Source organism: Pseudomonas sp. Irchel s3f7, assembly GCF_900187615.1.
Taxonomy (GTDB): Bacteria; Pseudomonadota; Gammaproteobacteria; order Pseudomonadales; family Pseudomonadaceae; genus Aquipseudomonas.
On record NZ_FYDO01000011.1, the window covers coordinates 146,964 to 172,448 of the forward strand.

General features: G+C 58.6%; 35 protein-coding genes, 1 tRNA gene and 1 pseudogene. 27 read left to right on the forward strand and 10 right to left on the reverse strand.

Going from position 1 to position 25,485, the window contains the following annotated elements; genetic code table 11:
- The first annotated feature begins 15 nt into the window (after window positions 1-15).
- From CKW19_RS11960 to CKW19_RS11995, 9 genes are all read left to right on the forward strand, one after another.
- Window positions 16-273, forward strand: coding sequence for a hypothetical protein (locus CKW19_RS11960; protein WP_095058058.1), 258 nt, complete (start codon window positions 16-18; stop codon window positions 271-273).
- A 34-nt stretch (window positions 274-307) separates the two neighbouring features.
- A complete protein-coding gene (locus CKW19_RS11965) occupies window positions 308-541 on the forward strand; it encodes a hypothetical protein (protein ID WP_095058059.1) in 234 nt (77 codons plus the stop codon).
- A gap of 92 nt (window positions 542-633) precedes the next feature.
- Window positions 634-861: a helix-turn-helix transcriptional regulator gene (locus CKW19_RS29510; protein WP_160012835.1), complete on the forward strand. Its 228-nt coding sequence runs from the start codon at window positions 634-636 to the stop codon at window positions 859-861.
- A gap of 25 nt (window positions 862-886) precedes the next feature.
- The gene (locus CKW19_RS11975) at window positions 887-1,075 is read left to right on the forward strand and encodes a hypothetical protein (RefSeq protein WP_095058061.1); all 189 of its coding nucleotides are present in this window, start codon (window positions 887-889) and stop codon (window positions 1,073-1,075) included.
- A gap of 119 nt (window positions 1,076-1,194) precedes the next feature.
- Entirely contained in the window at window positions 1,195-1,617 is a 423-nt protein-coding gene (locus CKW19_RS28725) for a hypothetical protein (protein WP_160012836.1), read from the forward strand.
- Window positions 1,547-2,035 carry a helix-turn-helix transcriptional regulator gene (locus CKW19_RS11980; protein ID WP_160012837.1) on the forward strand — a complete coding sequence of 163 codons (489 nt, stop codon included), beginning with the start codon at window positions 1,547-1,549 and terminating at the stop codon, window positions 2,033-2,035. The genes CKW19_RS28725 and CKW19_RS11980 overlap by 71 nt, the downstream gene beginning before the upstream one ends.
- Window positions 2,032-2,472 carry a hypothetical protein gene (locus tag CKW19_RS11985; RefSeq protein WP_095058063.1) on the forward strand — a complete coding sequence of 147 codons (441 nt, stop codon included), beginning with the start codon at window positions 2,032-2,034 and terminating at the stop codon, window positions 2,470-2,472. Before CKW19_RS11980 ends, CKW19_RS11985 begins: the two co-directional genes overlap by 4 nt.
- Before the next feature lie 888 nt (window positions 2,473-3,360).
- Window positions 3,361-3,828: a PDZ domain-containing protein gene (locus tag CKW19_RS28730; protein WP_159953394.1), complete on the forward strand. Its 468-nt coding sequence runs from the start codon at window positions 3,361-3,363 to the stop codon at window positions 3,826-3,828.
- An 86-nt stretch (window positions 3,829-3,914) separates the two neighbouring features.
- Complete coding sequence (locus CKW19_RS11995; protein WP_095058065.1) at window positions 3,915-4,157, forward strand: hypothetical protein; 243 nt, start codon at window positions 3,915-3,917, stop codon at window positions 4,155-4,157.
- Window positions 4,158-4,206: 49 nt separating this feature from the next.
- Here the strand turns inward: CKW19_RS11995 and CKW19_RS12000 are convergent, their stop codons facing one another.
- Window positions 4,207-4,518 carry a DUF1654 domain-containing protein gene (locus CKW19_RS12000; RefSeq protein ID WP_095058066.1) on the reverse strand — a complete coding sequence of 104 codons (312 nt, stop codon included), beginning with the start codon at window positions 4,516-4,518 and terminating at the stop codon, window positions 4,207-4,209.
- A gap of 448 nt (window positions 4,519-4,966) precedes the next feature.
- Here CKW19_RS12000 and CKW19_RS12005 point away from each other — a divergent pair, with 448 nt between their 5' ends.
- From CKW19_RS12005 to CKW19_RS12050, 10 genes are all read left to right on the forward strand, one after another.
- Window positions 4,967-5,239 (forward strand): hypothetical protein, encoded by a 273-nt coding sequence (locus tag CKW19_RS12005; RefSeq protein ID WP_095058067.1) that lies wholly within the window; start codon window positions 4,967-4,969, stop codon window positions 5,237-5,239.
- Window positions 5,240-5,597: 358 nt separating this feature from the next.
- Window positions 5,598-5,993: a hypothetical protein gene (locus tag CKW19_RS12010; RefSeq protein ID WP_095058068.1), complete on the forward strand. Its 396-nt coding sequence runs from the start codon at window positions 5,598-5,600 to the stop codon at window positions 5,991-5,993.
- Window positions 5,993-6,184 (forward strand): hypothetical protein, encoded by a 192-nt coding sequence (locus CKW19_RS12015; RefSeq protein WP_095058069.1) that lies wholly within the window; start codon window positions 5,993-5,995, stop codon window positions 6,182-6,184. Before CKW19_RS12010 ends, CKW19_RS12015 begins: the two co-directional genes overlap by 1 nt.
- The gene (locus tag CKW19_RS12020; RefSeq protein WP_095058070.1) at window positions 6,181-6,402 is read left to right on the forward strand and encodes a hypothetical protein; all 222 of its coding nucleotides are present in this window, start codon (window positions 6,181-6,183) and stop codon (window positions 6,400-6,402) included. The genes CKW19_RS12015 and CKW19_RS12020 overlap by 4 nt, the downstream gene beginning before the upstream one ends.
- 157 nt (window positions 6,403-6,559) lie before the next feature.
- Entirely contained in the window at window positions 6,560-7,660 is a 1,101-nt protein-coding gene (locus CKW19_RS12025; protein ID WP_095058071.1) for a hypothetical protein, read from the forward strand.
- A gap of 7 nt (window positions 7,661-7,667) precedes the next feature.
- The gene (locus CKW19_RS12030) at window positions 7,668-8,450 is read left to right on the forward strand and encodes an ERF family protein (RefSeq protein WP_095058072.1); all 783 of its coding nucleotides are present in this window, start codon (window positions 7,668-7,670) and stop codon (window positions 8,448-8,450) included.
- Window positions 8,434-9,051: a lambda exonuclease family protein gene (locus CKW19_RS12035; RefSeq protein ID WP_095058073.1), complete on the forward strand. Its 618-nt coding sequence runs from the start codon at window positions 8,434-8,436 to the stop codon at window positions 9,049-9,051. The genes CKW19_RS12030 and CKW19_RS12035 overlap by 17 nt, the downstream gene beginning before the upstream one ends.
- 9 nt (window positions 9,052-9,060) lie before the next feature.
- Window positions 9,061-9,534, forward strand: coding sequence for a single-stranded DNA-binding protein (gene ssb / locus CKW19_RS12040; RefSeq protein ID WP_095058074.1), 474 nt, complete (start codon window positions 9,061-9,063; stop codon window positions 9,532-9,534).
- 1 nt (window position 9,535) lies between these two features.
- A complete protein-coding gene (locus tag CKW19_RS12045) occupies window positions 9,536-9,892 on the forward strand; it encodes a hypothetical protein (protein ID WP_095058075.1) in 357 nt (118 codons plus the stop codon).
- A gap of 81 nt (window positions 9,893-9,973) precedes the next feature.
- Window positions 9,974-10,333: a hypothetical protein gene (locus CKW19_RS12050; protein WP_095058076.1), complete on the forward strand. Its 360-nt coding sequence runs from the start codon at window positions 9,974-9,976 to the stop codon at window positions 10,331-10,333.
- On the opposite strand, the gene CKW19_RS12055 is transcribed toward CKW19_RS12050, so the two are convergent.
- The gene (locus CKW19_RS12055; RefSeq protein ID WP_095058077.1) at window positions 10,330-10,797 is read right to left on the reverse strand and encodes a hypothetical protein; all 468 of its coding nucleotides are present in this window, start codon (window positions 10,795-10,797) and stop codon (window positions 10,330-10,332) included. The two genes, CKW19_RS12050 and CKW19_RS12055, sit on opposite strands and share 4 nt — an antisense overlap.
- A gap of 83 nt (window positions 10,798-10,880) precedes the next feature.
- On the opposite strand from CKW19_RS12055, the gene CKW19_RS12060 reads away from it, so the two are divergent.
- The 7 genes from CKW19_RS12060 (at window position 10,881) to CKW19_RS12090 (ending at window position 16,187) form a co-directional block, all read left to right on the forward strand.
- Window positions 10,881-12,929 (forward strand): DNA cytosine methyltransferase, encoded by a 2,049-nt coding sequence (locus tag CKW19_RS12060; RefSeq protein ID WP_095058078.1) that lies wholly within the window; start codon window positions 10,881-10,883, stop codon window positions 12,927-12,929.
- A 47-nt stretch (window positions 12,930-12,976) separates the two neighbouring features.
- Window positions 12,977-13,285 carry a hypothetical protein gene (locus CKW19_RS12065; RefSeq protein WP_095058079.1) on the forward strand — a complete coding sequence of 103 codons (309 nt, stop codon included), beginning with the start codon at window positions 12,977-12,979 and terminating at the stop codon, window positions 13,283-13,285.
- Window positions 13,282-13,518 (forward strand): hypothetical protein, encoded by a 237-nt coding sequence (locus CKW19_RS12070; RefSeq protein WP_095058080.1) that lies wholly within the window; start codon window positions 13,282-13,284, stop codon window positions 13,516-13,518. The genes CKW19_RS12065 and CKW19_RS12070 overlap by 4 nt, the downstream gene beginning before the upstream one ends.
- Before the next feature lie 46 nt (window positions 13,519-13,564).
- Window positions 13,565-13,807: a hypothetical protein gene (locus CKW19_RS12075; RefSeq protein ID WP_095058081.1), complete on the forward strand. Its 243-nt coding sequence runs from the start codon at window positions 13,565-13,567 to the stop codon at window positions 13,805-13,807.
- A gap of 49 nt (window positions 13,808-13,856) precedes the next feature.
- Window positions 13,857-14,282: a hypothetical protein gene (locus CKW19_RS12080; protein WP_095058082.1), complete on the forward strand. Its 426-nt coding sequence runs from the start codon at window positions 13,857-13,859 to the stop codon at window positions 14,280-14,282.
- A gap of 532 nt (window positions 14,283-14,814) precedes the next feature.
- A complete protein-coding gene (locus CKW19_RS12085) occupies window positions 14,815-15,048 on the forward strand; it encodes a hypothetical protein (RefSeq protein WP_095058083.1) in 234 nt (77 codons plus the stop codon).
- Window positions 15,048-16,187, forward strand: a complete 1,140-nt coding sequence (locus CKW19_RS12090; protein ID WP_095058084.1) for a tyrosine-type recombinase/integrase — start codon at window positions 15,048-15,050, stop codon at window positions 16,185-16,187. The genes CKW19_RS12085 and CKW19_RS12090 overlap by 1 nt, the downstream gene beginning before the upstream one ends.
- 112 nt (window positions 16,188-16,299) lie before the next feature.
- Here CKW19_RS12090 and CKW19_RS12095 read toward each other — a convergent pair.
- A tRNA-Val gene (locus tag CKW19_RS12095) sits at window positions 16,300-16,376 on the reverse strand.
- A gap of 184 nt (window positions 16,377-16,560) precedes the next feature.
- On the opposite strand from CKW19_RS12095, the gene CKW19_RS12100 reads away from it, so the two are divergent.
- Window positions 16,561-17,844: an FAD-binding oxidoreductase gene (locus CKW19_RS12100; RefSeq protein WP_095058085.1), complete on the forward strand. Its 1,284-nt coding sequence runs from the start codon at window positions 16,561-16,563 to the stop codon at window positions 17,842-17,844.
- A 79-nt stretch (window positions 17,845-17,923) separates the two neighbouring features.
- On the opposite strand, the gene CKW19_RS12105 is transcribed toward CKW19_RS12100, so the two are convergent.
- The 7 genes and pseudogenes from CKW19_RS12105 to CKW19_RS12135 form a co-directional block, all read right to left on the reverse strand.
- Window positions 17,924-18,895: an XdhC family protein gene (locus CKW19_RS12105; protein WP_095058086.1), complete on the reverse strand. Its 972-nt coding sequence runs from the start codon at window positions 18,893-18,895 to the stop codon at window positions 17,924-17,926.
- Window positions 18,896-18,897: 2 nt separating this feature from the next.
- Window positions 18,898-20,136: a cytochrome c gene (locus CKW19_RS12110; RefSeq protein ID WP_095058087.1), complete on the reverse strand. Its 1,239-nt coding sequence runs from the start codon at window positions 20,134-20,136 to the stop codon at window positions 18,898-18,900.
- 2 nt (window positions 20,137-20,138) lie between these two features.
- Window positions 20,139-20,678, reverse strand: a complete 540-nt coding sequence (locus tag CKW19_RS12115) for a (2Fe-2S)-binding protein (protein WP_007982256.1) — start codon at window positions 20,676-20,678, stop codon at window positions 20,139-20,141.
- Complete coding sequence (locus CKW19_RS12120) at window positions 20,671-23,502, reverse strand: xanthine dehydrogenase family protein molybdopterin-binding subunit (RefSeq protein ID WP_095058088.1); 2,832 nt, start codon at window positions 23,500-23,502, stop codon at window positions 20,671-20,673. The genes CKW19_RS12115 and CKW19_RS12120 overlap by 8 nt, the downstream gene beginning before the upstream one ends.
- A gap of 175 nt (window positions 23,503-23,677) precedes the next feature.
- A pseudogene (locus CKW19_RS29070) lies at window positions 23,678-23,857 on the reverse strand (LysR family transcriptional regulator); the annotation flags it as partial.
- 47 nt (window positions 23,858-23,904) lie between these two features.
- Window positions 23,905-24,687, reverse strand: coding sequence for an IucA/IucC family C-terminal-domain containing protein (locus tag CKW19_RS12130; protein WP_095058089.1), 783 nt, complete (start codon window positions 24,685-24,687; stop codon window positions 23,905-23,907).
- On the reverse strand, window positions 24,684-25,475 hold the full coding sequence (locus tag CKW19_RS12135) for an ABC transporter ATP-binding protein (protein ID WP_095058090.1): 792 nt from the start codon (window positions 25,473-25,475) through the stop codon (window positions 24,684-24,686). The genes CKW19_RS12130 and CKW19_RS12135 overlap by 4 nt, the downstream gene beginning before the upstream one ends.
- Window positions 25,476-25,485: the final 10 nt, after the last annotated feature.

Consider the following 25,485-nt stretch of genomic DNA (forward strand, 5'->3'; position numbering starts at 1 on the left):
CTGAGTTGGCTCCGAATGAAAACTGCGATCAACGAAATCACCGAAGCTCTGGACCAGCAGATGGAGCTGAACTTTTTCATGGCTCGCAAGCTGATAGAGCTGTCTCCGCCCGACGAGCGAAAGCACCTGAAGAAAGAGCTGCATAGTCGACTCAGCACACTAAGGGAGCGAACCACGAAAGCGACTCTCGCACTTGAAAGCTTGGTTGGCGATCACCATCCACCTCGCCCCTCAGTGCGGCAGAGGATCAAGAAATGGTTTTCCCACAGCTAATGTCTGGCACATCTGAAGACCTGCAGGAGCCTTCATGTCACTCACCAAGCCCAACCAGGATCTGCGCCGCGACCTGAAGCAGGCCGCCGCTCTACTGAAGTGGTCAGGTGTCGATCTGCTCCAAGTTGCAACGAAGCTATCAGAGGCGGGACAAGAAAACGACGCACAGGAGCTCATGAGGATCGCCGTGAGTTTCCAAGAAACCGAGGATCGGCTGATGGCGCTTGCGGATGAAGTCAAGAGCGGGCAAATAACACGAACCACATAGCCAGGAGGCTTTGAGCGCTTGAGCGAGTATTTATGTTTCGTAGCAGGTTGTGGATATGGGAACAAGATGAGTGCCTGGCCCTGTGCAAAGCTATGGCTGAGTACAACGAGAGCAGGCCCAAGGAATTGCGCATCACCCAATGCCATGTGGCGAGTGAATTAGGGATAAGCCCTGCCGCCGCGAACGCCTACTTTCGTGGAAAAAGAGCTCTCAACATTGCAGTGGCTCAAGCAGTGCTCAAGCTTACCGGCATTCAGGTCGACAAATTCAGTCCGCGGCTAGCTGACGACATAAGGCTAAAGCACGGAGGTAATTCGTAGGTGATCCAGATCGAGGGTTAACGGCATGGCGCACTCGATTCAATACCAGATAGGTGAATCCGTTCGCGCCATCGAGGCTGAGGTGGAGAAACTGCTCGATCTGGCTACAGCGTTCAAAGAAGCTGGGAATGATGAGCTGGCGTGGGTTGTCACAACGCAGGCGCAAAAGCTCCTTGAGGCTTCGATAGCACTGAGAATTGCGATGGCTGGTTGAGGAAGCATTGTGCGGGGGAAAGTTGGGTAGATCTCAATCACGAGTCAAATTTCTGATTGGCTGCTTGTCCTGATGCTCAGGTTAGGCTTTAATGGAAAAAATATACCTAGGTCGATATAGTGTACGAGCTAATCCCTCATGACGATCTGGAGGAAGATCTTGAAAGATTGATGGGGATCGACCCAAAAATTGTCTATCAAGCATTGGATACGATCGATCAGCTTACTGCAGACCCTGATTTACTAGATGACTTGTTGCGCAATGGATATGGAGGGACGCCGTGGAAGCCTGCGCCCGGAGCTATATTCAACGTAAGAGCTTGGGGTAAAGCCCAAGAGCAGGGTATGAATCTTTGGGCGATACGTGACTTTGAACTATCCCGCAAAGGCTTCGAATTCAGGATTGTGTATGCCGTATTCCCCAAAACTGAGCAGATCTACATCCTGGCAATCATTGAAAGAGCATGGAATTATGACTTCGCTAGCCCCATTTCTCGACGCGTCTTCGCCAGCTATCGTGCCATCGAAGAGGAGCTATGGTGACGCTACCCCTGCCATATCAGGTTATGCGCCGCAGGTATACAACCTCAGCCCGACGGTAAAAAAATCCAAAGCAGCAGCTCGCCACACAAAGTTTTCAGCGTTTGTTGAACGATTGGAGCGCGACCCACTGCACGCAAAGGGTTTGGCGGAAAATAGAGTTCTAGTCGCAGATGCACTTTACCCAGAAGACGGCACCACACTGAAAACGCTGCGACTCAAGGCGGGTTTAACGCAAACTCAGCTCGCTGCAGCACTCGAGACAAGTCAGCCTCACGTGGCCCGGATGGAGATGGGTCGCCAAGAGCCAGTTATGTCTACCTGCCGGAAGCTTGGTGCGGTGTTTGGCGTGTCACTTGATGTAATCAGCTCTGCCCTGGAGAGACAGGCTGAGATCAACGAAAGCAAGGTTGGGAAATGACTAGATACGTTCACTCAACATACTGTGATGACATTCGCCAGGAAGTCGGTGGAAAGATTACGCTGGTTGGCATCTACGCCGGGCAATGCTTGGTCCCCGAAATTCCATGCTCGCTTCCTAAGCTTTGCCTGGTGCTGAACATTTCAGCGACCCGAGCAGCGCCTGTCACGTCGCTTACCGTGGTTGGTGCGTTTGCGGGAACCGAGGTCTTCACTATGGCTCTAGACAAAAGTCAGATCGAAGAAATTATGGCGCAGAGCATGAAAGACAGACCTGACAGCAAAAGCATGATGCTTATGCTAATGGGCGTGATGTCTCCATTCAATGTGCCAGCCGAAGGCAAACTAACGCTTTCAGTTATAGCTAATGGCGAAGAGCTGTACTGCGAAGGCCTAGACATTTCCAAAGCGCCTCCTAATACGTTATTCGGCCAATGAAAGAGCCCGGCCCAGCGCCGGGCTTTTCGTTTCCGCCCATGTCACACCATCGTCACATCCACCCTGCACAATGCAGTCAGCCAAACGGATTTGGCCTCGATTACCAGAAGCCCGGCCACTGCGCCGGGCTACTTCGTTCTAGCCTTGCACCCTCCCTCGTTGGATCTACACTGACCACGAGACTGCTGAAAGATCGCCGAATAGTTTTGCCCGCACATGCGGGGGTTTTACTTCCTGATTTCTCCCTCCCCGTCTCCCCCTCTTGAAAGCCCTGGTCACGCCACTGATCGGCCCATTCGTTTCTGCGACATGCTTTTCACGAAGCGCTCACATATCGGAGTGCAGATTGAAAAGACAAAAGGATTTGACCCCGCACAGAAAGCCCGACCAAGCGCCGGGCTTTTCTTTGCCTGCGATTCGGTATCAGCCCCTCTCCCGCCCCCCAACGCAACGCCTTAGAAAATTTCGAAAGTGTACAAAATCAAGGCGAATAGCCATTATGCATGGAGATACGAGTGCGTATCGTCCATCACCCTGGGGATTTAAATGCTCGTAGACGTCTCAAAGTCAGTCCGTTTATTAGCGGCAGCTTACTGTTTTGCAGGCGTAAGTGGGTGTGCTTCCGATGGCGGTGCAGGAGAATTAGCCGTAGTGGGCCTTGTAATAGGGGCGGCGAGCATGGATTCGGGGGCCTTGTTAGGTGCGGCTGCAGTCGGCACGGGGCTGATGGTCGCGGCGTCTATGTCTGGGGGGGACGATGTAAAAACGAACACTACGCCTTCCGCGCCATCACCGGCCGTCGTCCCACCTGTGACAGCGCCAATAGCCCTCGTCACCCCCACAACAAACACCAATAAGTCTGTGCAGGGCTCGTCGCTGGAGGAGTTTTTGGCCAGAGAAACGGTTGCAAAGTATCAGGGCCGATCGTGCGACTACTTACAGCTTTCTTTGGCTGACGCGGACTCTTTGATAGCCTCTACCGGCCCCATAGCTCCGCAAGTGGGACGTGCTCAAAAATCTGCAGTGACGGAATCACTTAAAGATAGAAATTGCCCTACGCTGTCCCCGCTGGCAGGCCGCATCGGGGCATCCATCGATACAATTGATCCTGTTAAAGCACCACAGCTAAAGCTTCCAACAGCTGGCGTATGGATTAATAGTGTTTCTCCTGGCAGTAACGCTGAAAAGGCCGGGCTATCAAGAGGTGATGTCGTGGTGGCAATCAATGACAACCCCATTAAAGATACAGCTGACTTTCGCTTAGCCATTGGCCAATCAGCCATCGGGTCTACAGCCAGACTTAAGGTCTGGCATGCACAAAAATTCTACGATGCGCCCGTCCTAATAGGTCAATAACGCTTTGCCCCCATCTACAGAGAGCCCGCCACTGAGCGGGCTTTTTGCTGCCTGCTACGCTTTTCTTTAGACACAGGAGAAAGGCCATGCCCCTGCCAGACGATCCTACCCCCGCCCTGCTCCACCGCCTCAACGAGAACATCATGGCCCTAGGCTGTGCCGTTGAAGAGATCGGTATTTGGATCGATCAGCGCGGCTCCACGGAGGTATCCAATCAAATCAACGAGCATCTAAAAGTACTGGAAAACAACAGTGATGCTATTGCCGAACTGTTGGTTGACCTTATCGCCAGGTGGAAGCCTGAAGTGGAGGAAGATCCCGAGGACTGAAGTCGACCCGACTAGATAAGCCCGCCGAACGCGGGCTTTTTATCGCCCATCAAAAAGGCGCCGCCTCCTCCACCGGCTCGTTAACTTCTACCGGCCGATCTTCCTCAGCGCACGCCTCCCACTTCAACGTCACCGACTCGTCATCGTTGAAGGTCATATCTATGCCATCCGTTTCGGATAGCAAGCCCATCACCTCCTCCCACTCCCGATCTCCATCCGTGTCCAGGCGATGAATCGTCACCCAGCGCTGAGTCTGCGCGACCGGGTGATTGATCATTGACGATACGCGCAGCCCTAGCCGCTCTATCCCGCTGATTTCCTGACGCTCTACTGGTTTTTCTTGCCTCTTCGACTTCGCCATACTTGCTCCTTGATGCTGTATATCCATACAGGTTTAGCAAAGCTTATATCAGTCACTCGAAAATGTAACCCCTGAACATAAGGCGGTGATTCGTGAAAAAATCACAGAAATAATTAGGCATTACCTATTTACAGATATTAGGCATTGGCTTATTGTCCACCCATCGCAGCGACACACAGCCACTGCGAAGGGCCTCAAAGGGTCCGCTCCGATCAGGAGTCGCTCTTTAACAATCAGCGCAATACGAACAAAGACGGCACTGCCTCTACGGCGACCGGAGATCAGATAGCCCCGAAAGGCTACCAACGCGAGGACCACCTCGACGGCTGACTAGAGCGAAAGGCTCGAACCGCGTGAATGACCCGCTAAGCGGTGCCAGAAGGAACGGAATTTTCACTGATGCACCTGGTTACTCGGGTGCATTGGGAAAACAACCGGAGACAGCAGCATGCAGATCAACCAGCAGAAAACGGTGCAAGTCGACGTGACCGAGTTGCACCTGCACATCAAGGTGCGCGACGGCTTCGCTGCCGGCCTGAAGGATGCACAGGGCGAAGAAGTAGGCAGCTACGAAGGCTACGTGCCGGACTTCTTCCCCGGCGATCACTACGGCGACTACCTGATCCTCAACATCGATCTGGAAACCGGACAGATCAAGAACTGGAAGAAGCCAACCACTGGCGACATCGAAAAGATGCTCGCTCAGGGTGAAGACGACTGAACAGCCAGCGCCACGTCAGCCTGACGAAAACTGCCCTATACCGGTGATGGTTGAGGAAGTGGGTGGTCACTTCGAATCCGGTTAACCCACCCGAGCACCTGGTACTCCCCAGCACCAGGCCGCATCGGAGTGTGATCTGCGCCGACGGTAGGCCAAAGCACCGGGGAAAGCGCGCACCGGTAAGCCAGATCACACCCCGATGCGGACGATTCTGCACCGCGCAACGCGGCCCCCTGCATCAACCTTTCAATTCAAACACCCACCCGCATGCACTCCCCTCCGCGCCCAACGGCAACCAGCGGAATGGATGAGTGCAGCCGGGTTTTGTTGGATCAACACCGCCACTCTGGAGGCGACCATGAACGCACTCGCAGCAGCACAGTCCCGCTGGGACCACATGACCCCTTGCGACACCTCGGCGCGTGATGAGGCCGCAGACAATTGGTCCTACAACGCCGCTGAGCAGCTGGTGCTGGGCTGTGACGTTGTGATTCGCACTCGCCGCCAGACGAAGGTCATCGGGTACGCGGAGTTTCTCGGCAAGATTCAGACGCAGCTGAATCAGCGCCAGATCGACGGAGAGGACAACGAGGACCTCTTTGCTCAGTTAGTGGTCGCTGCAATCAAGGGCGGCAACGTAAGGGGCTTCGCGGAAAAACTGCTCGGCCCGCACGGCCTTCAGGACATCGCCCTAGAACTGGTCGAACCTTGGTTTGATCTGGCAGTGGAGCAAGCCCGGGAGGATGTCGACTGATGAGCCCGCACATCCTCATCGATGAAGCGCTGGATAGCCTCGCTCATCCAGACAGCCCGCCAGGCAACAGCATTCTGGTTCAGCAGATCATCACCAACCTGATGACCGATCAGTTGATCACCCTCGAAGAGTTCAGCCACTACTGCCAGCGCCTGCTTAAGCAATGCAGGCAGCGCAAGGAGTTCGCATGAGTACACCACTGGTTAAAACGCTGATCGACGAGCAGCTCGACGAACTGCCAGAGCATATGGCCGTGCCAAGCGACCGCCTGCTGATGGTGTTCAAGGGGCTGACGATGTGGGACGCCATGCAGGCAGCGGAGCGGGCTCACATCGAAAACCCGCAAGCCTGGAGCCGGCGTGCATGCCTATGCGGTGAATGGACTTTGGCGTATGAGGTGCGGGCTTGACCTCCTACCAGCGTGCCAAGCGTCTCTACACCTGGCGCGGCTCGGCCATCGCCCTGCTGCTCTTCACTGCCTGGATGCTGGCAAGCGCCTACTCCGGCCAGCTCACCCAATAACTCACACCTTCAAACGCTGCGTGCATCGCGGCCAAGGATTTCTCATGTCCGCAGAACAGCAACTGGCCGTCGTGCCGCCCCAAGAAACCACTCTGGCTGTCTACTCCGCCGAAAAAGGCCTGGAGCCTTGGCTGCAGGTGATCCGCAGCAAGATCGATGGCTTCACGCCGGACATCAGTACCCGCAAGGGTCGTGATGCAATCGCATCAATGGCCTATGCAGTTGCCCGCTCCAAAACAGCGCTGGACGACGTCGGCAAGAAGCTGGTCGCCGATCTGAAGGAAGTCCCAAAGAAGATCGACGCCGAGCGCAAGCGCGTCCGGGACACGCTGGACTCATGGCAGGAAGAGGTCCGCCGTCCGCTGAATGAGTGGCAGGCCGCCGAGGACGCCCGGGTCGACAAACACAACGATGCAATCGAGCGTCTCCGGCTGCTGGCCGTGAATCTGGACGGCATCACCGCCGAAGATCTGGCCGACCGCGTCGCACAGCTTGAAGCAGTTGCCCTGGGCGACGACTGGGAAGAGTTCGAACCGGAGGCTGCTCGCGCCAAAGACAAGGCACTGGGTGTGCTTCGCGCTGCCCTCGCCGCCCGCCAGCAGTACGAAGCCGAACAGGCTGAACTGGTCCGTCTGCGCGAAGAGAAGGAAGCCCGAGATAAGAAGGACAACGAGGACCGCATTGCCCGTGAAGCCGCTGAGCGTGCCACGCGGGAGGCCGAGGAAAAGGCTAAGCGTGAGCGTGACGCAGAAGCTCAGCGAGTCCGTGACCAGCAGGCAGCCGCTGAGAAGCGCGAGAACGACCTGAAGTTGCAGACCGCTGAAGCAGAACGTCGTGCCGAGCAGGCAAAACGCGAGCAGCTTGAGGCAGAGCAGAAGGCTGAGCGTGACCGCTTGGAAGCGGTTGAGCGACAGAAGCAAGCCGTCGAGCAGGCGCGACTGGATGAAAAAGCCAGGGCGGACGCAGCAGCAGACGAAATCCTGCGCCAAGAGCGGCTGCGCGAGGCCGACAAGGAGCACAAGAAGACCATCTGCCTCGCCGCACAGAAAGCCCTAATAGCTGGTGGCATTGATGAAGAAGTGGCGAAGGCCGTCATCATCCTGATCCACCAGCGCAAGATCCCCGCCATTTCAATTCAGTACTGAGGTCGCCATGAGCAATCTTGCAGTGACAGAAAAGGTCGAGCGCGTGCCGGCCATTCAAACCGAGTCGGCAACCATCATGTCGATCATCCAGCAGGTGGCCATGAGCCCCGACGCTGACATCGACAAGATGGAGCGCCTGATGGCCATGCATGAGCGCTTCCAGGCGCAGCAGGCCAAGCAGCAGTACGACGATGCACTGGCCCAGATGCAGGAAGAAATGCCGGTGATCGGCGAGCGCGGTGGCATCAAGGACAAGAGCGGCCGAATCCAGAGCACCTACGCACTCTGGGAAGACATCAACGAAATGATCAAGCCAGTGATGGCCAAGTATGGCTTTGCCCTCACCTTTCGCACGCCGCGCAACGAGCGAGGCATCGAGGTCGAGGGCGTGCTGAGCCACCGGGCCGGGCACCGTGAAGTGACATCGATCGTCTTGCCGGTGGATACCTCCGGCAGCAAGAACGGCGTGCAGGCCGTGGCTTCCAGCGTCAGCTACGGCAAGCGGTACACCGCAGGCCTGCTACTGAACATCACCACTACCGGCGAAGACGATGACGGCAACGGCCCGGCCGCACAGGTAACGCCGCGCGTGACTTCTGCCCAGGCCGCGCAGCTCGCCATGCTGCTGGAGAAGTGCAGCGACAAAGCGAAGTCCGCTTTCACCGGCATCCACGGCACACCGACCTCCGTTGAGAAATCCATGTTTGACCAGGTGTTGGCCATGCTCACCAAGTCAGCCACCCAAAACAGCAAAACCACCGAAGGGAAAGACGATGAAAATCATCAGTAACGTTGAGCAAGGGACTCAAGAGTGGCTGGACCTGCGCCTGGGTATCGTGACCTGCTCGGAGCTGGACACCTTGCTGGTCAACGGCAAGGGCGAAGCTGGTTTCGGCGCCGGCGCATTCACCTACATGAACACGCTCATCGGCGAACGCATCACCGGTGAAGCTGCCGACCCATTCCAAGGTAACCGGCACACCGAGCGCGGTCATGAGTACGAAGGCATTGCCCGCGGCCTGTACCAGTCGCAACTGGATGTCACCACCGAGCAGGTCGGCATCATCCTGAATCACGGAATTGGCTACTCGCCAGATTCGCTGATCAGCGAAGACGGCCTGTGCGAGATCAAAACCAAGCTGCCTAAATTTCAGGTGGAAGTGATCCTGTCCGGCGAGATACCGAAGGAACACATCGCGCAGTGCCAGGGTGGCCTCTGGGTGTCGGACCGAGAGTGGATCGACTTCGTCAGCTACTGGCCGGGCATGAAGCTGTTCGTGAAGCGTGCCTACCGCGACGAAGTAATGATTCGCAAGATGGGCGAACGGGTCAAAACCTTCTACGAAATCCTCGACGAGCGCATGAATCGCGTGCTCGGCATCGCCGCTTAAGGACATTCCATGCCAACACTTACCGACGTCGGCCGCATTGGCCGTGACGCTGAACTGCGCTTCACCCCTAGCGGTGACCCCGTGATCAATCTGGCGCTGGCCTGCGACTACGGCCGCAAAGGCCAGGACGGCAAGCGCCCGACCCAATGGGTTGACGCCACCCTCTGGGGCAAGCAGGCCGAAGCCATGGCGCCCTACCTGCTCAAGGGCCAGCAGGTCTACTTCACCATGGACGACGCCCACATCGAAACCTACGCCAAGACCGGCGGCGGTGAGGGCTTCAAGCTGACCGGCAAAATCATCCTGATCAAGTTCGTCGGCTCACCGCCTCAGGCCGCCAATCAACCGCAGCAGCAGGCCAGGCCGCAACAATCCCGGCAACAGGCGGCAGCTCGGCCAGCGAAAAACCAGCAAGCCGCGCCGCCCGACAGCTTCGACGACGACATCCCCTTCGCGCCCCTCCACCATTTAAACGGTGCCTGACATGGACCAAGAATTCGTAGAAGCCGCAAAGCGGCAAAGTGGACTGGAGGCGGCGAAAGCTGCCTTCTTTGCATCCGGAGGTCAGGCTCAACTGATCCCAATAGGCGTCGGAAAGGACAGTCCCGGCATAGAGGCACTTCCGAAGCCGGCATACGGTTATCGCACCATCGAGGCGGCAAAAAGCAAGCGCGGGCGACCCATCAGCGGTGAGGTAAAGGCCGCCCTGGCCGCACAGTTAGTGGAGTGCAAAGCAGCCGGCATGTCTCGGTACAAAGCGAGTAAGCACCTCGGCATCAGCGAAACGCTATGCCGCCGGCTGATCGCCGATTACTCGCTCGACTTCCCGGCATCAGCCTGATGCGCAGGATGGTTCGAGTTCAGCAACGCAAACGGCAGACCTGGCTGGGAATGCCGGCCAGCGGAATAGAAGAGGCAGGCCATGGCCGAGGAACAGCAGGAGCTGACGGCGGAAGCCAAAAAGCAACGCAAGAAACGCGAAAAGAAAGCAGCGGACGATGCCAAAAAGGGCATCGGGCGCTTACAGGTTGAAGTCGCCGGCGTGTTCATGGCGGACCTCAAGCGCTTGATGAAGGACCACGGCTTTAACAACCAGCAGGAGGTGTATCAGAACTTGCTGCGCAATGTGATCGCCGCCGACTTCGAAACTGCAGAATGGATGCTTCGCTGTGTCACGACACCTTATGAAATCCCTGAAAAGGTGTCGCGAGCATTTTACGAAAAGAGCATGGCCGAACTGGCGGCCGACCCGGGCGACGAAATAGTTAAGCCGGATGCTTAGAGAAAGTACACATCCTCTGGCTTGAACTCGCGCCGTACAGAGTGCGATTCGGATGGACAGTCGGAATGACCGACAAGCCCCTTCCAGAATTCATCATCAAACCAGCCCAACAGATAAAAATAATGGCAGGCGTCGATCAACGTTCCTCGCTCCCACTCCGAGCCAGAACTTGCAAGACCTTGAATGTCGTAATGGTCTTCAAGCCCATAAAAGGAGATCTTCTCCTTTTTTAACCACTTTTCGTCCAAAAATTTTGCCAGTTCAGATACCTGCTCTTCGCTGATTGCAAACTGCTCTTTGTACGGTTCATGCCAAGGCGCGCCATCATTACCAATGGGGTAAACACCATTGTCCCAAGCATACGCGTAGGCAGGCGTGATGTTTTTTCCGGAGCGATCGCTCGTAAAGAGCGTGAGCAGTTGAAATTTCTGAAGATTGAAAAGCATTTCTGCAGTAGCTGACATTTTCTCTCCTTGCTCCGGCCCTATGCCGGACCAAACACAAATACCCCACTTCAACGAATCACGCCAGCCGGCGAGGATCCCCTATGTCCGCACAACAGAAGAAACACCCCTTCGATTTCAAAACTCAATACGGACTCGGCTTCAGCACTCAGGACGATGAGATCGTTGTCGACTTCTTCTGTGGTGGTGGCGGCGCCGGTACCGGCTTGGAAATGGGCTTGGGTCGCGCGGTGAATGTCGCGAAAAACCACAGCCCCCAAGCGATCAGCATGCATACCGTGAATCACCCGGGCGCCGTGCACTTCACCACCGACGTGTTCGAGGGTGATCCGGATACCGAGTGCGGCGGCAAGGCCGTTGGCTGGTTCCACATGTCACCTGATTGCACACACCACAGTCAGGCCGCCGGTGGCCAGCCGCGTAAGCGCGAGATCCGGAACCTGTCGTGGATCGGTCTGAAGTGGGCCGGCAAGAAGAAGCCCCGCGTCATCAGCCTCGAGAACGTTAAGCAGATTTTGCAGTGGGGCAGACTGATCGCCAAGCGCGACAAGGATACCGGCCGGGTGGTGAAACTTGGCGGCGAAGTTGCTGCACCTGGCGAGGTTGTTCCGGTCGGCCAGCAGTTCCTCATCCCGGATCCGAAGCAGCGCGGCCGTACATGGCGCCGCTTCGTAGCTCTGCTCGAAGCGATGGGCTACGTCGTAGAATGGAAGGTAATCAAGGCCTGCGACTTCGGCGCTCCAACGAGCCGGGAACGCCTGTTCATGATTGCCCGCTGCGACGGCCAGCCAATCGTTTGGCCGGAGCCAACCCACGCCAAGAACCCGATCAAGGGCCAGCAGAAGTGGAAGACCGCCGCTGAGTGCATCGACTTCACCGACCTGGGCAAAAGCATCTTCGGTCGCAAGAAAGACCTGGCCCCGGCCACACTACGGCGCGTTGCCAAGGGAATGAAGAAGTTCGTCATAGATAGCGCGGCGCCGTTCATTGTGCCGATTGCCAACTGGTCAGGGGAAGCGGTGCAGTCGGCCGACGAGCCGCTGCGCACCGTCACCTCATACCCGAAGGGCGGCGCCTTCTCAGTAGTGAGCCCGATCATCGCACCGGCAACGCACCAGGGCAGCGATCGCATCAATGACCCGCTCGACCCTCTGCCGACGGTGACTTGTGCGAACCGCGGCGAGCTGACGCTGATCAGCCCATTGATGGTCGGGGCCGGTGGCCCGGAGTACTCCGGCAAGCCGGTGGGCATGGACCAGCCAGTGGGCACGTTGATGACGCAGAACCATCGAGCGCTGGCCTCGGCCTGCATCGTCCAGGCCGGGCACGGCGAGGGCTCTGGCGCAAACAAGCGCCGCTCCCACGGAGTGAACGACATCTGCGGTCCGATCGGCACCGTCACTGCCAGCGGCGGCGGCCAATCCGTCAGCGCCGCTGTGATGATCCAGGCCAACGGCGGATTCAACGCCACACACGCCAAGGGTATGCACGAACCGATGACCACGGTTACCAACACCGGCAGCCAGCAGCAACTGGCGGTGGCGAACCTGGTGCACCTGCGCGGCAACTGCGATGCACGGGACGTGAACGACCCGCTGCACACCGTCAGCGCTGGCGGCCAGCACCACGGCTTGGTCAGCGCGTTCATTGAGCGGGCATTCGGCGGCAGCGTTGGACCGGGCCTGGACGATCCGGCACCGACCATCACGGCCGGCGGCGGTGGCAAGATCTCGCTGGTGTCGCTCACCCTGTCACCGGAGCACGAAACAGGAGCCCTCCGGGTCGCTGCGTTCCTGATCAGCTACTACGGCACCGAGAACATCAGCGCTTGCGACTCGCCGGCGCCGACGATCACCACCAAGGACCGCCTCGCCATGGTCACCGTGATGGTGAAGGGTACGCCCTATGTGATCGTCGACATCTGCCTGCGGATGCTGAAACCGGCCGAGCTGTACAAAGCCCAGGGCTTTCCCGCCGACTACATCATCAGCCACGGTGCCGACGGCAAGCCATTCACCAAGACTCAGCAGGTGCACATGTGCGGCAACAGTGTCAGCCCACCGCCAATGGCGGCACTGGCCCGGGCCAATGACCCATGGCGCGTTGCCGAGCGCCAAGCCGAAGCAGCATAACCACCCACCATTCCACCGCCCGGGCATGCCCCGGCATAGGACGCCCCATGCCCACAGAAAACAAACCGGCTGAAGCTGGCTTTGACCTGAACACGCCCGATGGCGGACGCGGTTACATCGCCGACCTGTTCAAGACCGTGCTCAGGCGTCACGACTATCGCCAGTACATCACTGAGCGGCTGGCCGGTGACTTCGCGTGCACGCTGGCTCAGCACTTCGAACGCATCACGGCCGAACGTGACGCCCTACAGCGGCGCCTGAACGCAGCGGATCAGCGGATTGATGATCTGTTAGCAGAAATTGCAACAGTGCGGCAAGGCCCCTGCAAGATGATCGTCGGGGACGAACTGCCATGAGCCGCTTCATCGCGGTTTTCCACTACTGGTTCGTCGATAGCAAAGGATTCACCGTGCTGGAATATGACGGCGATCACCAGCGTGCTGACGAGCAGGCCGCCAAATACCTGCGGGATACCGCCGGAGACTTCAATCGCGGTGACTACACGCTGGTTGAAATCGACGATACCGAGCATCTGTCCCGCCGCCTGACCTGGCGTGAACGGATCACCGGCAAGCTCGAAACGCAGTAACCCCCTCCCCCTTCAAAGTCAGCCGCTATAGCGGCAAGGAACCCGCATGACCGCAGTGACAGATCACGACGTCGAGTTCGCGCAAGCCGTCGTCGCGTTGGCGCGCAAGCACGGCATGACCGGTATCTCGATGGAGTTCCGGCAAAACTTCGACCTTTCCCAATCGACCGGCTGCTACTGCGGCAAGCGGATCACCTGGTCTGAAGGACGTCACGGTGACGAAGCGACAATCAAATTCCGCACTGAGGCCGAGGCATCGTTTCCAGAAAAAGCGAAGGTGACGCCATGATCGCCCTCGCCTGGTTCGCCTACGTGTATTGCTACAGGGGGAGGCGGTGATGATCGTTAAAATCGCATTCGATCCGGCCAATCTAAAAGCTGAAGACGAAGCCTGGCCAGCGTTCAACACGGGCGGTCTCACCCTCAAGATCTGGGCGCTCTACAAAAAACACTTCGTCACTTCCCAGCACTTCCGCGACTCCTTGGTGCAGATGGCTGAGCTGTTTGAGCGAATGCTCGACATCGATGACCACGAAGTTCGGCCATACATGAACATCGACGAGTTCATGGGTTACCTCGGTGCCTGCGGCATTTACGGAACAGTGGTCGGGCCACGCCATAAAGAAATGGCTGAGTGGGTGGTCAGGTACTGGGACTATTTCAACCTCTCAACACAACGAGCAGTGACCCTCCAGTTCAAGGTCGTGAAAGAAGTCGATGAGACTTTAACGGTCTGCGGCTTCGGCCCAGCCACCGCCGCTTAACCCCTCTTCCACCTACCAGCCTGCCGGTGAACAGCTTGCTACTTATTCCGCTGCATCCATCCAACCATCAATAACGTGCCACCTGAGACGAATAAGCCAAAAGCCAAGTAGCCGACGCTGTCACCCCGAAGCAAATGATTCAGGCAAACGCCGAGCCCGAAAATAGCCATTAGCAGCCCAATGACAAAAATTGGGGTTCGAATCGCCTTATTCATCGCTAACTCCCGCTCAAGATCTATTTCATTAAACCATAGGCCTGCCGGTGAACGGCGGGGAGGAATTCGTATGTCCGAACGAATCGCGTGCTCGCAATACGACGAGCGCCAGTCGAAATGCAAAAGCGGCTTCCCGCGCATCCATCCGACCTGCTGGGGTGGGCCGTCAGGCTGCCATGCATGCGGCGCCCAGCAAAGCACTCCGATGTGCATGCAGGAGGACCCGCCGTCCCATCACCTACGCGAGAACGGCCTACCTCTTGGATGGCCAGCACACTAACCACCTTCTGCCGCCACGCGCGGCATGGAGCATCATCATGGCAAAAGTCATTGCCCAGATTACGGTAAAGCTCCCGCGCCTGATGGAGGTGAGCGAGTACAGAAAGTTGCGCTACGCCGGCGGTAAGCCGAGTGTGCAGCAGCTGAAAAAATGGATTGAGGAAGGCGAAGTGATTGGAGAGGTAAAGGGCGGGATGTACTTCGTAGATTTGCAGGCGGCCGTGATTGGATCGAACGATCCGTTGCTCGCCAAGATGATGGAGGTGGGCTAATGGCTCCGCCGCGCGCCAGGACAGTGAAGAACCGGGACCTGCCAGCGAATCTCTACCCGAACGGGAAGTACTGGCAGTACAAAAACCCGATCACCGGCAAGAAGACCAGCATCAATAAGCCAATGGCCGAGGCCATCAAGCTGGCCAATGCCGCCAACGCCAAGCTGCTGCCGCTGCTGGCAGACGACGGGGCGTTGCTGGCGATGATCACCGGTGACGCGGCGCCGAAGTTCAGCGGCTGCCTGGAGCGCTTCGAAAAGGAATGGCTGACCACCAAAACTTACGCCGCGAGCACGCTGAAGGAAATCAAATTCAAGTTGGCCCGGTACCGCGAGGATCTGGGCGACTTGATGATGGGGCAGTTGGATGTGCTGACTATCGCGGAGTACCTGGATGGTTTCGAGAACAATGCCTACACGAAGCACCGTGGGCTGCTGGTCCAGGTGTTCGCGTTCGCCGTGGCCAAGGGTCTGTGCGATCGCAACTCCGCCGAGCTGACCTTGGTCAAGAAGGAGGCCGAGAAGAAGCGCCAGCGCCATACCGTTGAGGGGCTGAACACGATTCTGGAATACGTGGGGACACCGATCTGGTTGAAACGCGCCATTCGGCTTGGGTTGCTGAGTCTTCAGCGGCGGGAGGATATCGTGGTGTGGCCGAAATCGGCCGTGGACCTCGAGCAGAACACCATCAAGGTATCGCCCGGGAAGACGCAGAACTACGGAAAGCCTGTGCACCTTGAGATCGTCATGGGCCAGGCACTGCGGGAGGTCGTTCTGGACTGCATAAAGTCGCCGGTCGTCTGCCCTTACCTGATCCATTACTCGCCGAAAGCACGCAAGCGGAGTCAGCTGGACGCCAAGCTACACTGGAATGCGGTGACAGCGGACTACCTGACCAAGTCATTCGCCCAGGCGCGGGACGATTCACACGCTTACGACAACATACCAGCCGGCGAGCGCCCTACCTTTCACGAGATCCGGGCTCTCGGCGCGTGGCTGTATGAGCAACAGGGTTTCGAGCAGGAATACATCCAAGGCTTGATGGGTCACGCTGACGTGAAGATGACCGAGCACTACCAAGCGGGGCACGGTGATGAAGCGGTGGTTTATATGAAGGTGAAAGCAGACCTGAAGGTGTAGCTCAGTGGTCGTTTGCCCAAAATATTCCCAAAGTTTGCCCAAAGGCACACAACAAAAAAGGGCCCACCTTTCGGTGAGCCCTTCTAGACCGCCCAGCAGAGCGGATTTTGTTTGGTAGGCGCGATTGGACTCGAACCAACGACCCCCACCATGTCAAGGTGGTGCTCTAACCAACTGAGCTACGTGCCTGCTGTGAGGCGGCATTCTACGGAATTCCGGAGGGGTGTCAACACCTTTTTTCGCGCTAACCCTATGAATATGCAAAATATTTAATTTCGCGAGTGCGAAGTGGATTTTCCGGGTGGCTGGCGGGGGATTTTTATCTCGGGTAGGATCAACGCACTCGTAAAATATATTAAACAGAGGCTGCCGGATGGCGAACACTCCCTACCCAGAGTCCTACTACGCCGCATCGGCCAATGCGGTTCCGCCACGGCCGGCATTGCAGGATGAAGTCCAGACGGATGTCTGCGTGATCGGCGCCGGTTATACCGGGTTGTCCGCTGCCCTGTTCCTGCTGGAGAACGGTTTCAAGGTGACTGTACTCGAAGCGGCCAAGGTAGGTTTTGGGGCGTCGGGGCGTAACGGTGGCCAGATCGTTAACAGCTACAGCCGTGATATCGATGTGATCGAGCGCACCGTGGGCCCAAAACAGGCGCAGTTGCTGGGTCAGATGGCGTTCGAGGGTGGACGGATCATTCGCGAGCGGGTTGCCACCTACAACATTCAATGCGATCTGAAGGACGGTGGCGTGTTCGCCGCCATGACTCCCAAGCAGATGGGTCATCTCGAGTCCCAGAAGCGTCTGTGGGAGCGATTCGGCCACACTCAACTCGAGCTGATGGATCAACGCCGAATTCGTGAAGTCGTGGCCTGCGATCAATATGTCGGTGGGATGCTCGACATGAGCGGCGGCCATATTCACCCGCTTAATCTGGTGCTGGGTGAAGCGGCGGCAGTCGAGTCCCTGGGTGGAACGATTTATGAACAATCGCCGGCGGTGCGCATCGAGCGCGGCGCGAACCCGGTAGTGCATACCCCGCAAGGCAAGGTCAGGGCCAAGTTCATCATCGTGGCCGGCAATGCCTATCTCGGCAATCTGGTTCCGGAACTCGCCGCCAAATCGATGCCTTGCGGCACGCAGGTCATCACCACCGAGCCGTTGGGCGAAGAACTGGCGAAAGCCCTGCTGCCACAGGATTACTGCGTCGAAGACTGCAATTATCTGCTCGATTACTACCGCCTGAGCGGCGACAAGCGTCTGATTTTCGGTGGTGGCGTGGTGTATGGCGCGCGGGATCCGGCGAACATCGAAGCGATCATTCGCCCGAAGATGCTCAAGGCGTTCCCGCAGCTCAAGGATGTGAAAATCGATTACGCCTGGACCGGCAATTTCCTGCTGACCCTGTCGCGCCTGCCCCAGGTCGGACGGTTGGGCGACAACATCTACTATTCCCAGGGCTGTAGTGGCCACGGCGTGACCTACACGCATTTGGCAGGCAAGGTATTGGCCGAAGCACTACGCGGTCAGGCAGAACGTTTTGATGCGTTTGCCGACCTCCCTCACTACCCATTCCCCGGCGGACAAATGCTGCGCACGCCGTTTGCGGCATTGGGCGCGTGGTATTACGGGTTGCGGGACAAGTTCGGGTATTGACTGCTAAAGATCAGCATCGAAAGATCGCAGCCTTCGGCAGCGCCTACATGGGAATGCGTTTGGCTGCGTTCTTCTGATCTTAAAGACGATCCCGTGGGATACCGCTGCGAATCCGCAGAATGTCCGCCAGCACCGCCAGCGCAATTTCCGCTGGCGTCTTGCTGCCCAGGTTCAGGCCGATGGGCGCGTGAATCCGCGCCAACTCTGCATCCCCCAGCCCACCAATCCGCCGCAAGCGCTCGAAACGCTTTTGCGACGTCTGCATGGAACCCATCACGCCGATGTAAAACGCATCTGTGCGAACCGCTTCCATCATCGCCAGGTCATCGATGCGCGGATCATGGGTCAACGCCACCACCGCGGTATCGCTGTGGCAGCCACCATCGGCGATGAACACCGACGGCAGTTGACGACGAATCTCCACGCCATCCAACACGACGCCTTCAAGCACTTCGTCCCTCGGATCACACAGGATCACCTCGAACCCCAGACCGACAGCGAACTCGGCACAGGCTTGAGCGACGCTGGAATACCCAGCCAGCAGCAAGCGCTGGGCCGCGCCGATACGCACGCGAACCCGATCGATTTCACGCTCGATGCGCACGCCCTGTTCACGATCATCGAACAGACTGCGCGCACCGTTGGCCAGGTCGACTTCACGGATCAACCGACGTCGCCCCAACAGCGCTGACTCCAGTTCTCGCAGATGCGCCTGAACCTCGCAATCGGCTTCAAGCTTCTCCACCAACACATCGAGCACACCGCCGCAGGGCAGGCTCACCCGCGAGCGCGGATCATCGCCTTCGCCGTAACGAACGACGCTGACTGCGTTCTCGAACGCCCCCTCGGCGACGCGCTCGAGGAAATCCTCTTCAACGCAGCCACCGGACAGCGAGCCGATCCATTGCCCGTGAGCATTCACCGCCAACAACGAGCCCGGCGCGCGCGGCGCCGAGCCGTAGGTCGCGAGCACCGTGCAGAGCCAGATGCGCTGACCGGCCGTCGACCACTCCAGCGCCCGGCGTATCACTTGCAGATCGAGATGCTGCATGGTCAGTGCGCCTTGTGCTCGAGCGGCGGCGCATCGGCCCGCAACTTCTGCACGTTGTTCACCGCAAGATCACCCGGCTGACCGCCCCATCCCTGACGCAGATAGTTCAGCAGGTCGGTGAGCTGTTCGTCGTTCAGCTTCTGGACGAACCCCGGCATCGGCTGCATGTGCTCGAACCCGGAGAATTTCTGTTCACCGATACCGTCGTCGATTACACGCACCAGATTGCGCGGATCTTCCAGGCGCAACGTAGTGTTGCCGCGCATGGCCACCGCGATGTGCGGCTTGCCCTCGCCACCTGGCGCGTGGCAACCGGCGCAGACATTCAAGTATTCCTGACGGCCACGCTGGGCGCTTGGGCTCAGTTTGTCGAAAGGCACTTCGGTGAGGACTTTCGCCGCCGGTGGCTGATCGCCGAGCAGGAAGGTCGCCATCGCCGCCAAGTCAGGGTCCGTGAGGCCCTGAGTGCTGTTGTGGAACACCGGGAACATCTCGTTGAACATCGTGCCCTGGGCGCTCATGCCGTGCTTGAGGAACGAGCTCAGGTCCTGATGGTTCCAGCCGCGAGCCGCCAGGTCATTGGCCAGCAGGCTCGGCGCCAGATAACCATTGAGAATGCCGCCGGTCATGCGCTTGTCCATCTGCATCGCACCGGGCAAGCCACGTGGTGTGTGGCACTCACCGCAGTGACCTAGTACGTCGACCATGTACTGGCCACGCTTCCAGTCTTCGCTTTTGCCTTCGGCAGACTCCAGCTTCACATCCTTGCCGTACATCATGTTCCAGCCCATCAGGCCCAGGCGCACGTTGAACGGAAAGCTCAGGCTGGTGACCGGCGCGGCACGCTCGATCGGCTCGACGGTTTTCAGGTACGCATGAATCGCGTCGGAGTCTGCACGCGGGATCAGGTGATACGAGGTGTAAGGCATCGCCGGATACAGGTTCGCGCCATCGCGACGCTTGCCTTCGGTCAGTGCGGCGAAGAAGTCTTCATCGCTGTACGAACCAATGCCGTGCTCTTTGCTCGGGGTGATGTTGGTGCCGTAGATCGTGCCGAACGGCGAGACGATCGGCAGGCCGCCAGCATACGGCGCGCCACCCGGTGCGGTATGGCACGCCATGCAATCGGCGGCGCGAGCGAGGTATTCGCCTTGCTTGACCTGCGTGTCATCGGCGTGGGCCAGCAATACCGGCGCGGCCAGGCCGACCGCCAACGTCAGGCGGGACAGTAGATGCTTCATGCTTAACCCTCCTTGACCAGGCCGAGATCGGTCAGCACGTTGCGCGTGGCACTGTAGTAGCGCACGTACCCGGTGCAACGGCAGATGTGATGACCAAGGCTGTCTTCGATGACTTTTTCCAGCTGGCTTTTGACGATCGGCTGACGCTGCAGTTTTTCCACCAGCACGGTCGCGGCATTGACGAAGCCCGGCGCGCAGTAGCTGCACTGAAAGGCGAACTCATCAACGAAGCGCTGCTGGATCGGGTTCAGTTCAGTGACCTTGCCCTGTTCGTCGCGGGTCGCATGACCTTCGATGGTGCGTACTTTCTTGCCTTCGAAATAGTGCGCGCCGGTGATGCAGGTGCGCACTTCTTCGCTGGTGCCGTCCGGGTTGTCGACGATCACCACGCAGGCGTGGCAGATGCCCTGGCCGCAGCCCAGGCGCGAACCGGTGAGGTTCTTGTATTCATGCAGGTAGTCGATCATCGGCAGGTCATCAGGGATGTCCACCGGGCCGACGGATTGACCGTTGAGGGTCAGTTGAAGCGGACGGTTAGCCATTGAGGGCCTCCTTGATGCGAGCAGAAGTGATAGGCAGGTCGCGGACACGTTTACCGATGGCATGGGCCACGGCGTTACCGATGGCACCCACCACCGGGATCATCACCACTTCGGCGATGCCCTTCGATGGATCGCTTGGCGACAATGGCGGCAGGATTTCCGCCGTCTGTTTCCACACCGCAACGTGGCGCGCCATCGGCAAGCGGTAACGGTTGAAGTTCCAGTCACCCTCCCCCGGCCCGCCTTCGTACAACGGCATTTCTTCCATCAGCGCATGGCCGATGCCCATGGCGATGCCGCCTTCGAGCTGCCCCTTGACCAGCTCTTCCACCAGCACCCGACCGCACTCGACCCACGAGTGATGGTTGAGTACCGACACTTCGTTCGAACCCTTGTTGACCTTCACTTCCACCAGCGTCGCGACCGGACTGTAGTAAGTCACCGCTGCGTTGTTCAACTGGGTTGCCGGGTAGGCGATGTTCTGCCGATCCAGCAGATGGAAACCGGCGCTGTTCATCTGCGCGAGCTTCGCCTTCGGCGCACCGTCGCCGTACTTGACCGCGAGGCCATCGAGCGGCAAACGCTCACGCACGCCATCGATGCTGTACTCGGCTTCGGCCCAGCTCCAGCGGTTGAAGCCATGCACGGTTGCGCCGGTCACCAGGCCGCGCTCGTGAGCGCGCTTGGCCAGCACGGCGAAAGGCAGGGGCTCCATGCCGTTGGCAGTGAGTTTGCCGTCGACCCAATGGGCGTCTTCGCGGCGCACCACGTAAGGGTTGGCCTGGCCGCCGTAAGGACCTTGTCGCCAGATCTCCATCGCCGCCGGCCACAAGCCGTGGTTGAACAGCACGCGCGCCGCTTCACGGGTGGCGTGGCTGAAGTAGTACGCCGAGTTGGTCGCCGACGAGGCCGATGCAACCTTGCCAACCCAACGAGGATTGCGCAGGAAGCTGTCCTGCTCGGCCTGGCTCATGATGTACGGATTGCCGCCACTGATCAGCTGCAACTCTTTCCATTCGGTTTCGCCGGTCTTCACTTCATGCGCCGGCAGACCGAGGAAGTCGGCCACCACCATCGCCTGGGAGGTGGACATACCGGTGCCGATTTCGATACCGATGTGACGCAGATTGATACGGCCATCGGCGGTGAACTCGACGCTGGCCATCGGCGCTTCGGAACCGGTGCCGAAGTCTTTCTGGCAGATGGCAAAACCGACGCCGTACCAGTTATCCGGATCCGCGGCTTCACGCTGTTTCTTGATCGCGTCGCGGTTTTTCCAGGTGTCGTGAACGGCCGCTTTGTCGAGAATCTCGTGCAGGCGCAAAGCACCGGCCGGGATCGCGCCCTGGGTATTTTTCATGCCCGAGCGCAGTGCGTTCTTGCGGCGCAGCTCAATGGCATCGACACCCAGGCGACCGGCGATTTCATCGACCATCATCTCGGTGGCCGCCATGCTCTGCAGGGTGCCGTAACCGCGCATCGACCCGGCCTCGACGGCGCGGGAGTGATAGGCCGTGACCTGCAAATCGTTCTGCGGCATGTAGTAGATCGACTGCGCCGCCGTGGCGCCAACTGCCGCCACCGATGGGCTGTAGTTGATCCGTCCGCCGCCGTCGACGCTCATCTCGGAGCGGAAAATCTTGAAGCTGTGGTCGGTCTTGTCCACCGCCAATTGGTAGCGAATATCGAACGGGTGACGCTTGATGCCGCTCTGGAACTGCTCGTAGCGGTCGTTGGCCAGGCGCACCGGCACACCGGCGCCGTACAACGCGGCCAGCGCTGCGTAGTAGACGAAAATGTTGTGGTCTTTCGAGCCGTAACCGACGGTGTAACCCGGGTGCATGTTCAGGTTGGCCAGGCCGAAACGCGACGGCGCGATCATCTTCGCGGTCTCGGTCGCCGTTTCCAGCGGGCACTGTGTCGCCACCACGAAATGCAGGGTCTTGGTCGCCGGGTCGTACCAGCCATTGCCGTTGTCCGGCTCCATCGCGGCCGGTTCGATTGACGGCGTCTTGTAGCGCTCGTCGAATACCAGCCAGTTATCCGGTGGCGTGTCGATCTGCTGCTTCATGCGCTCGGCGTAGAACAACCCGCGCTCGGTCAGGTTTCCGTGCAGATTGGGCTGGGAGTTCCACACCGGACGCCGGTTTTTCAACATCGGGAACAGGATCGAATCCTTGAGACTGGCAAACTCGTCTTCGTCCGCCGAGGTCGCGCCGCCGACGCGCACGTAACGGAAACTGCCGTACGGATCGCCTTCGTAGAACGGCACCTGAGCACCGTAACGAATCGCTTTGTCATTGAATTTGAGTTGGTTCTTGGCCTGGCGGAAACGCTCGAAATCGTTCCAGATCAGGATCGCCACCGGGTGACCGATGAACATCGGCACCTTGCCGGCCGGCAGCAACGGATCGGGGGCGTGTTCTTCGGGGAACACGATGCCGTCCTTGATCAGGTCTTCGGCGGTGACGATGCGATCCGGCTGCAAATCGGCGCCGAGCCACGACAGGTCGTAGCCTGCGTAGATGCGGTCGGCCTTGATGGTTTTCAGCAACATGGCGTGGCCCTGCTGCTGCGGCCAGCCCGGCATGTCCTTGGCGCGGATGTCGCGGGCAAAGACCTTGCTGCCGCAGACCTTGGACAAGGCATCGTTACGGGCACGCGCCTTGCCGTTGTTGCCGAGCCACTGTTCGGACGGCACGGTCACGCTGTTTTCCATCAAGGCTGCCAGCGCCTGGCTGCTCAATGGTGTGAGCGTCACGCTCACACCCGCTACCAGCCCGCCTTGAAGGAACGAGCGCCGGGATATTTCACGGTTGGACATGGATCATCCTCTGGGCGGTTATGGGGTCCGCCCTTCTGGTTATGTGCTGGAAATCTCGAGTCTTGCAGAAGCCCTTTTTGACGAAGCAAAGGGCTGTGATGACAGTGCAAAGCTGACCGAAAGGTTAACTTTAAAGGTTTATGGGCTTATGGAAAACAAAAAACTGACTGAAGAATCAAAAAACCGCGGCTTTTCGACGCAGCAGATCAATGAACAAGCCCAACTCCCGACTGATATGTTCGCCCTTGCGCAACATCAACCCGAATGGCGTCATCTAGACATCCAGCGCCATCACCTGGCCCATTTCAAGATAGTCGCGCAATGCAGTTTACGACAGCACCATGATCGCGTCGGTCGTTGAACAGCGGCTATCTCTTTGCTGGCGAGGGTCGATCCGCTCACTCATCGGCATTTCCCCGGACGTAGCAACGGACAGGTCGAACAGTAATCAGCGGGCTCGGTGGCCAGGTAATAGAAGCAACAGGTTCGGCGAAAGCGAATGCTGCGCTGCCCTTCGTCCACCAGCGTCGGCGGTCGGCGGAAATGGCTCAGCGGGTTGTAATCCAGACCGAACAGCGCAGGCTCGGCTTGTGTCAGCAGCCAATTGAAATCCGCTTCACAGCGCTCGCGCACTGACGGGTCCTCGATTTTCGCCATACGCTTTTCATACAGCGAATACACCCGCACAGCCGTGTTTTCCCAAAGAATGCGCCGGGAAACTCCGCTGACCCGGTTGAAGGTTTGCCACAACGGTTTCAGCAGTCCGGCGAACAGTCCCTGCACCAGGGCTTCCCGCCAGGCCTCGCGCTCATTCAGACCATAGGTCAGCGGCGAACCATGATGCAGCGGTATCGAAGACGTCCACAGCCCCTCATCGTGACCGTATTCGATCACCGTGTTGTCGAGCGTCAGCAACAACCCTTTGTCATACGCCGACATCGCATACAAACAGGCACCGGTCGCCAGAAACGACAAACGCTTGCCCAGTAGCGAGGCCGTAATCGCCCGGGTTGGCGAGCCGATCATCGGGCCCAAGGCGTCCAGCAGTTGTTCGCACCGTTCCTCCTGCAACAAGTCCCGGGCCATCAGCGAACGCAACGGATCGCGTCCGGTGCCGTCCTTGAGCCGCAACCCACCCGAGAGCATCGCCCACTCCTTTGCCGTGAAATGACGCGCCAGACTCATTGCGGCAACTCCCGACCGAAGGGAATGCACAGCGGCGTCCCGAAGAACGGATCGGGAATGATTCGGCAGTTGAGGTCGAACACGGTCTTGACCAGCGCCTCGGTCAACACCTCGTCGGGTCGCCCCTGGGCAAAGGCCGTCCGGTTGTGCACCGCGACCATGTGGTCGGCGTAACGACAGGCCAGGTTGAGGTCGTGCAGCACCATGATGATGGTTTTGTTTTCGAGCCGATTGAGGTCGCGCAGCAAGTCCAGCACTTCGATCTGGTGCGCCAGGTCGAGAAAGGTGGTGGGTTCATCAAGCAGCACGATGCCGGCGTCCTGGGCCAGAGTCATGGCGATCCACGCACGCTGGCGTTGCCCGCCGGACAACGCGTCCACCGGTCGGTCCGCCAGGGCCTGCAGACTGGTTTGCGCCAGCGCGCGGTTGACCATGGCTTCGTCTTGCGCCGACCACTGTTGCATCCAGCTCTGATACGGATAACGCCCCAGCGCCACCAGCTGCCTGACGGTGATGCCCTCCGGCGCGCTGGGGGTCTGAGGCAGAATGGCCAACTCCCGGGCCACGGCGGCCGTGGACTTTTGCTGGATATCCACACCGTTGAGAATCACCATGCCCTGTTGCGGTTTGAGCAGTCGGGCGAAGGATTTGAGCAAGGTGCTTTTGCCGCAGCCGTTGCTGCCGATCAGTACCGAAATCTTGCCCTGGGGCAGTTGCATGTCCAGCGCATCAATAATCACCTGGCGCTGATAACTCAGGGTCAGGCCGCGACTTGCAATCGACGTCATACGTTGAATT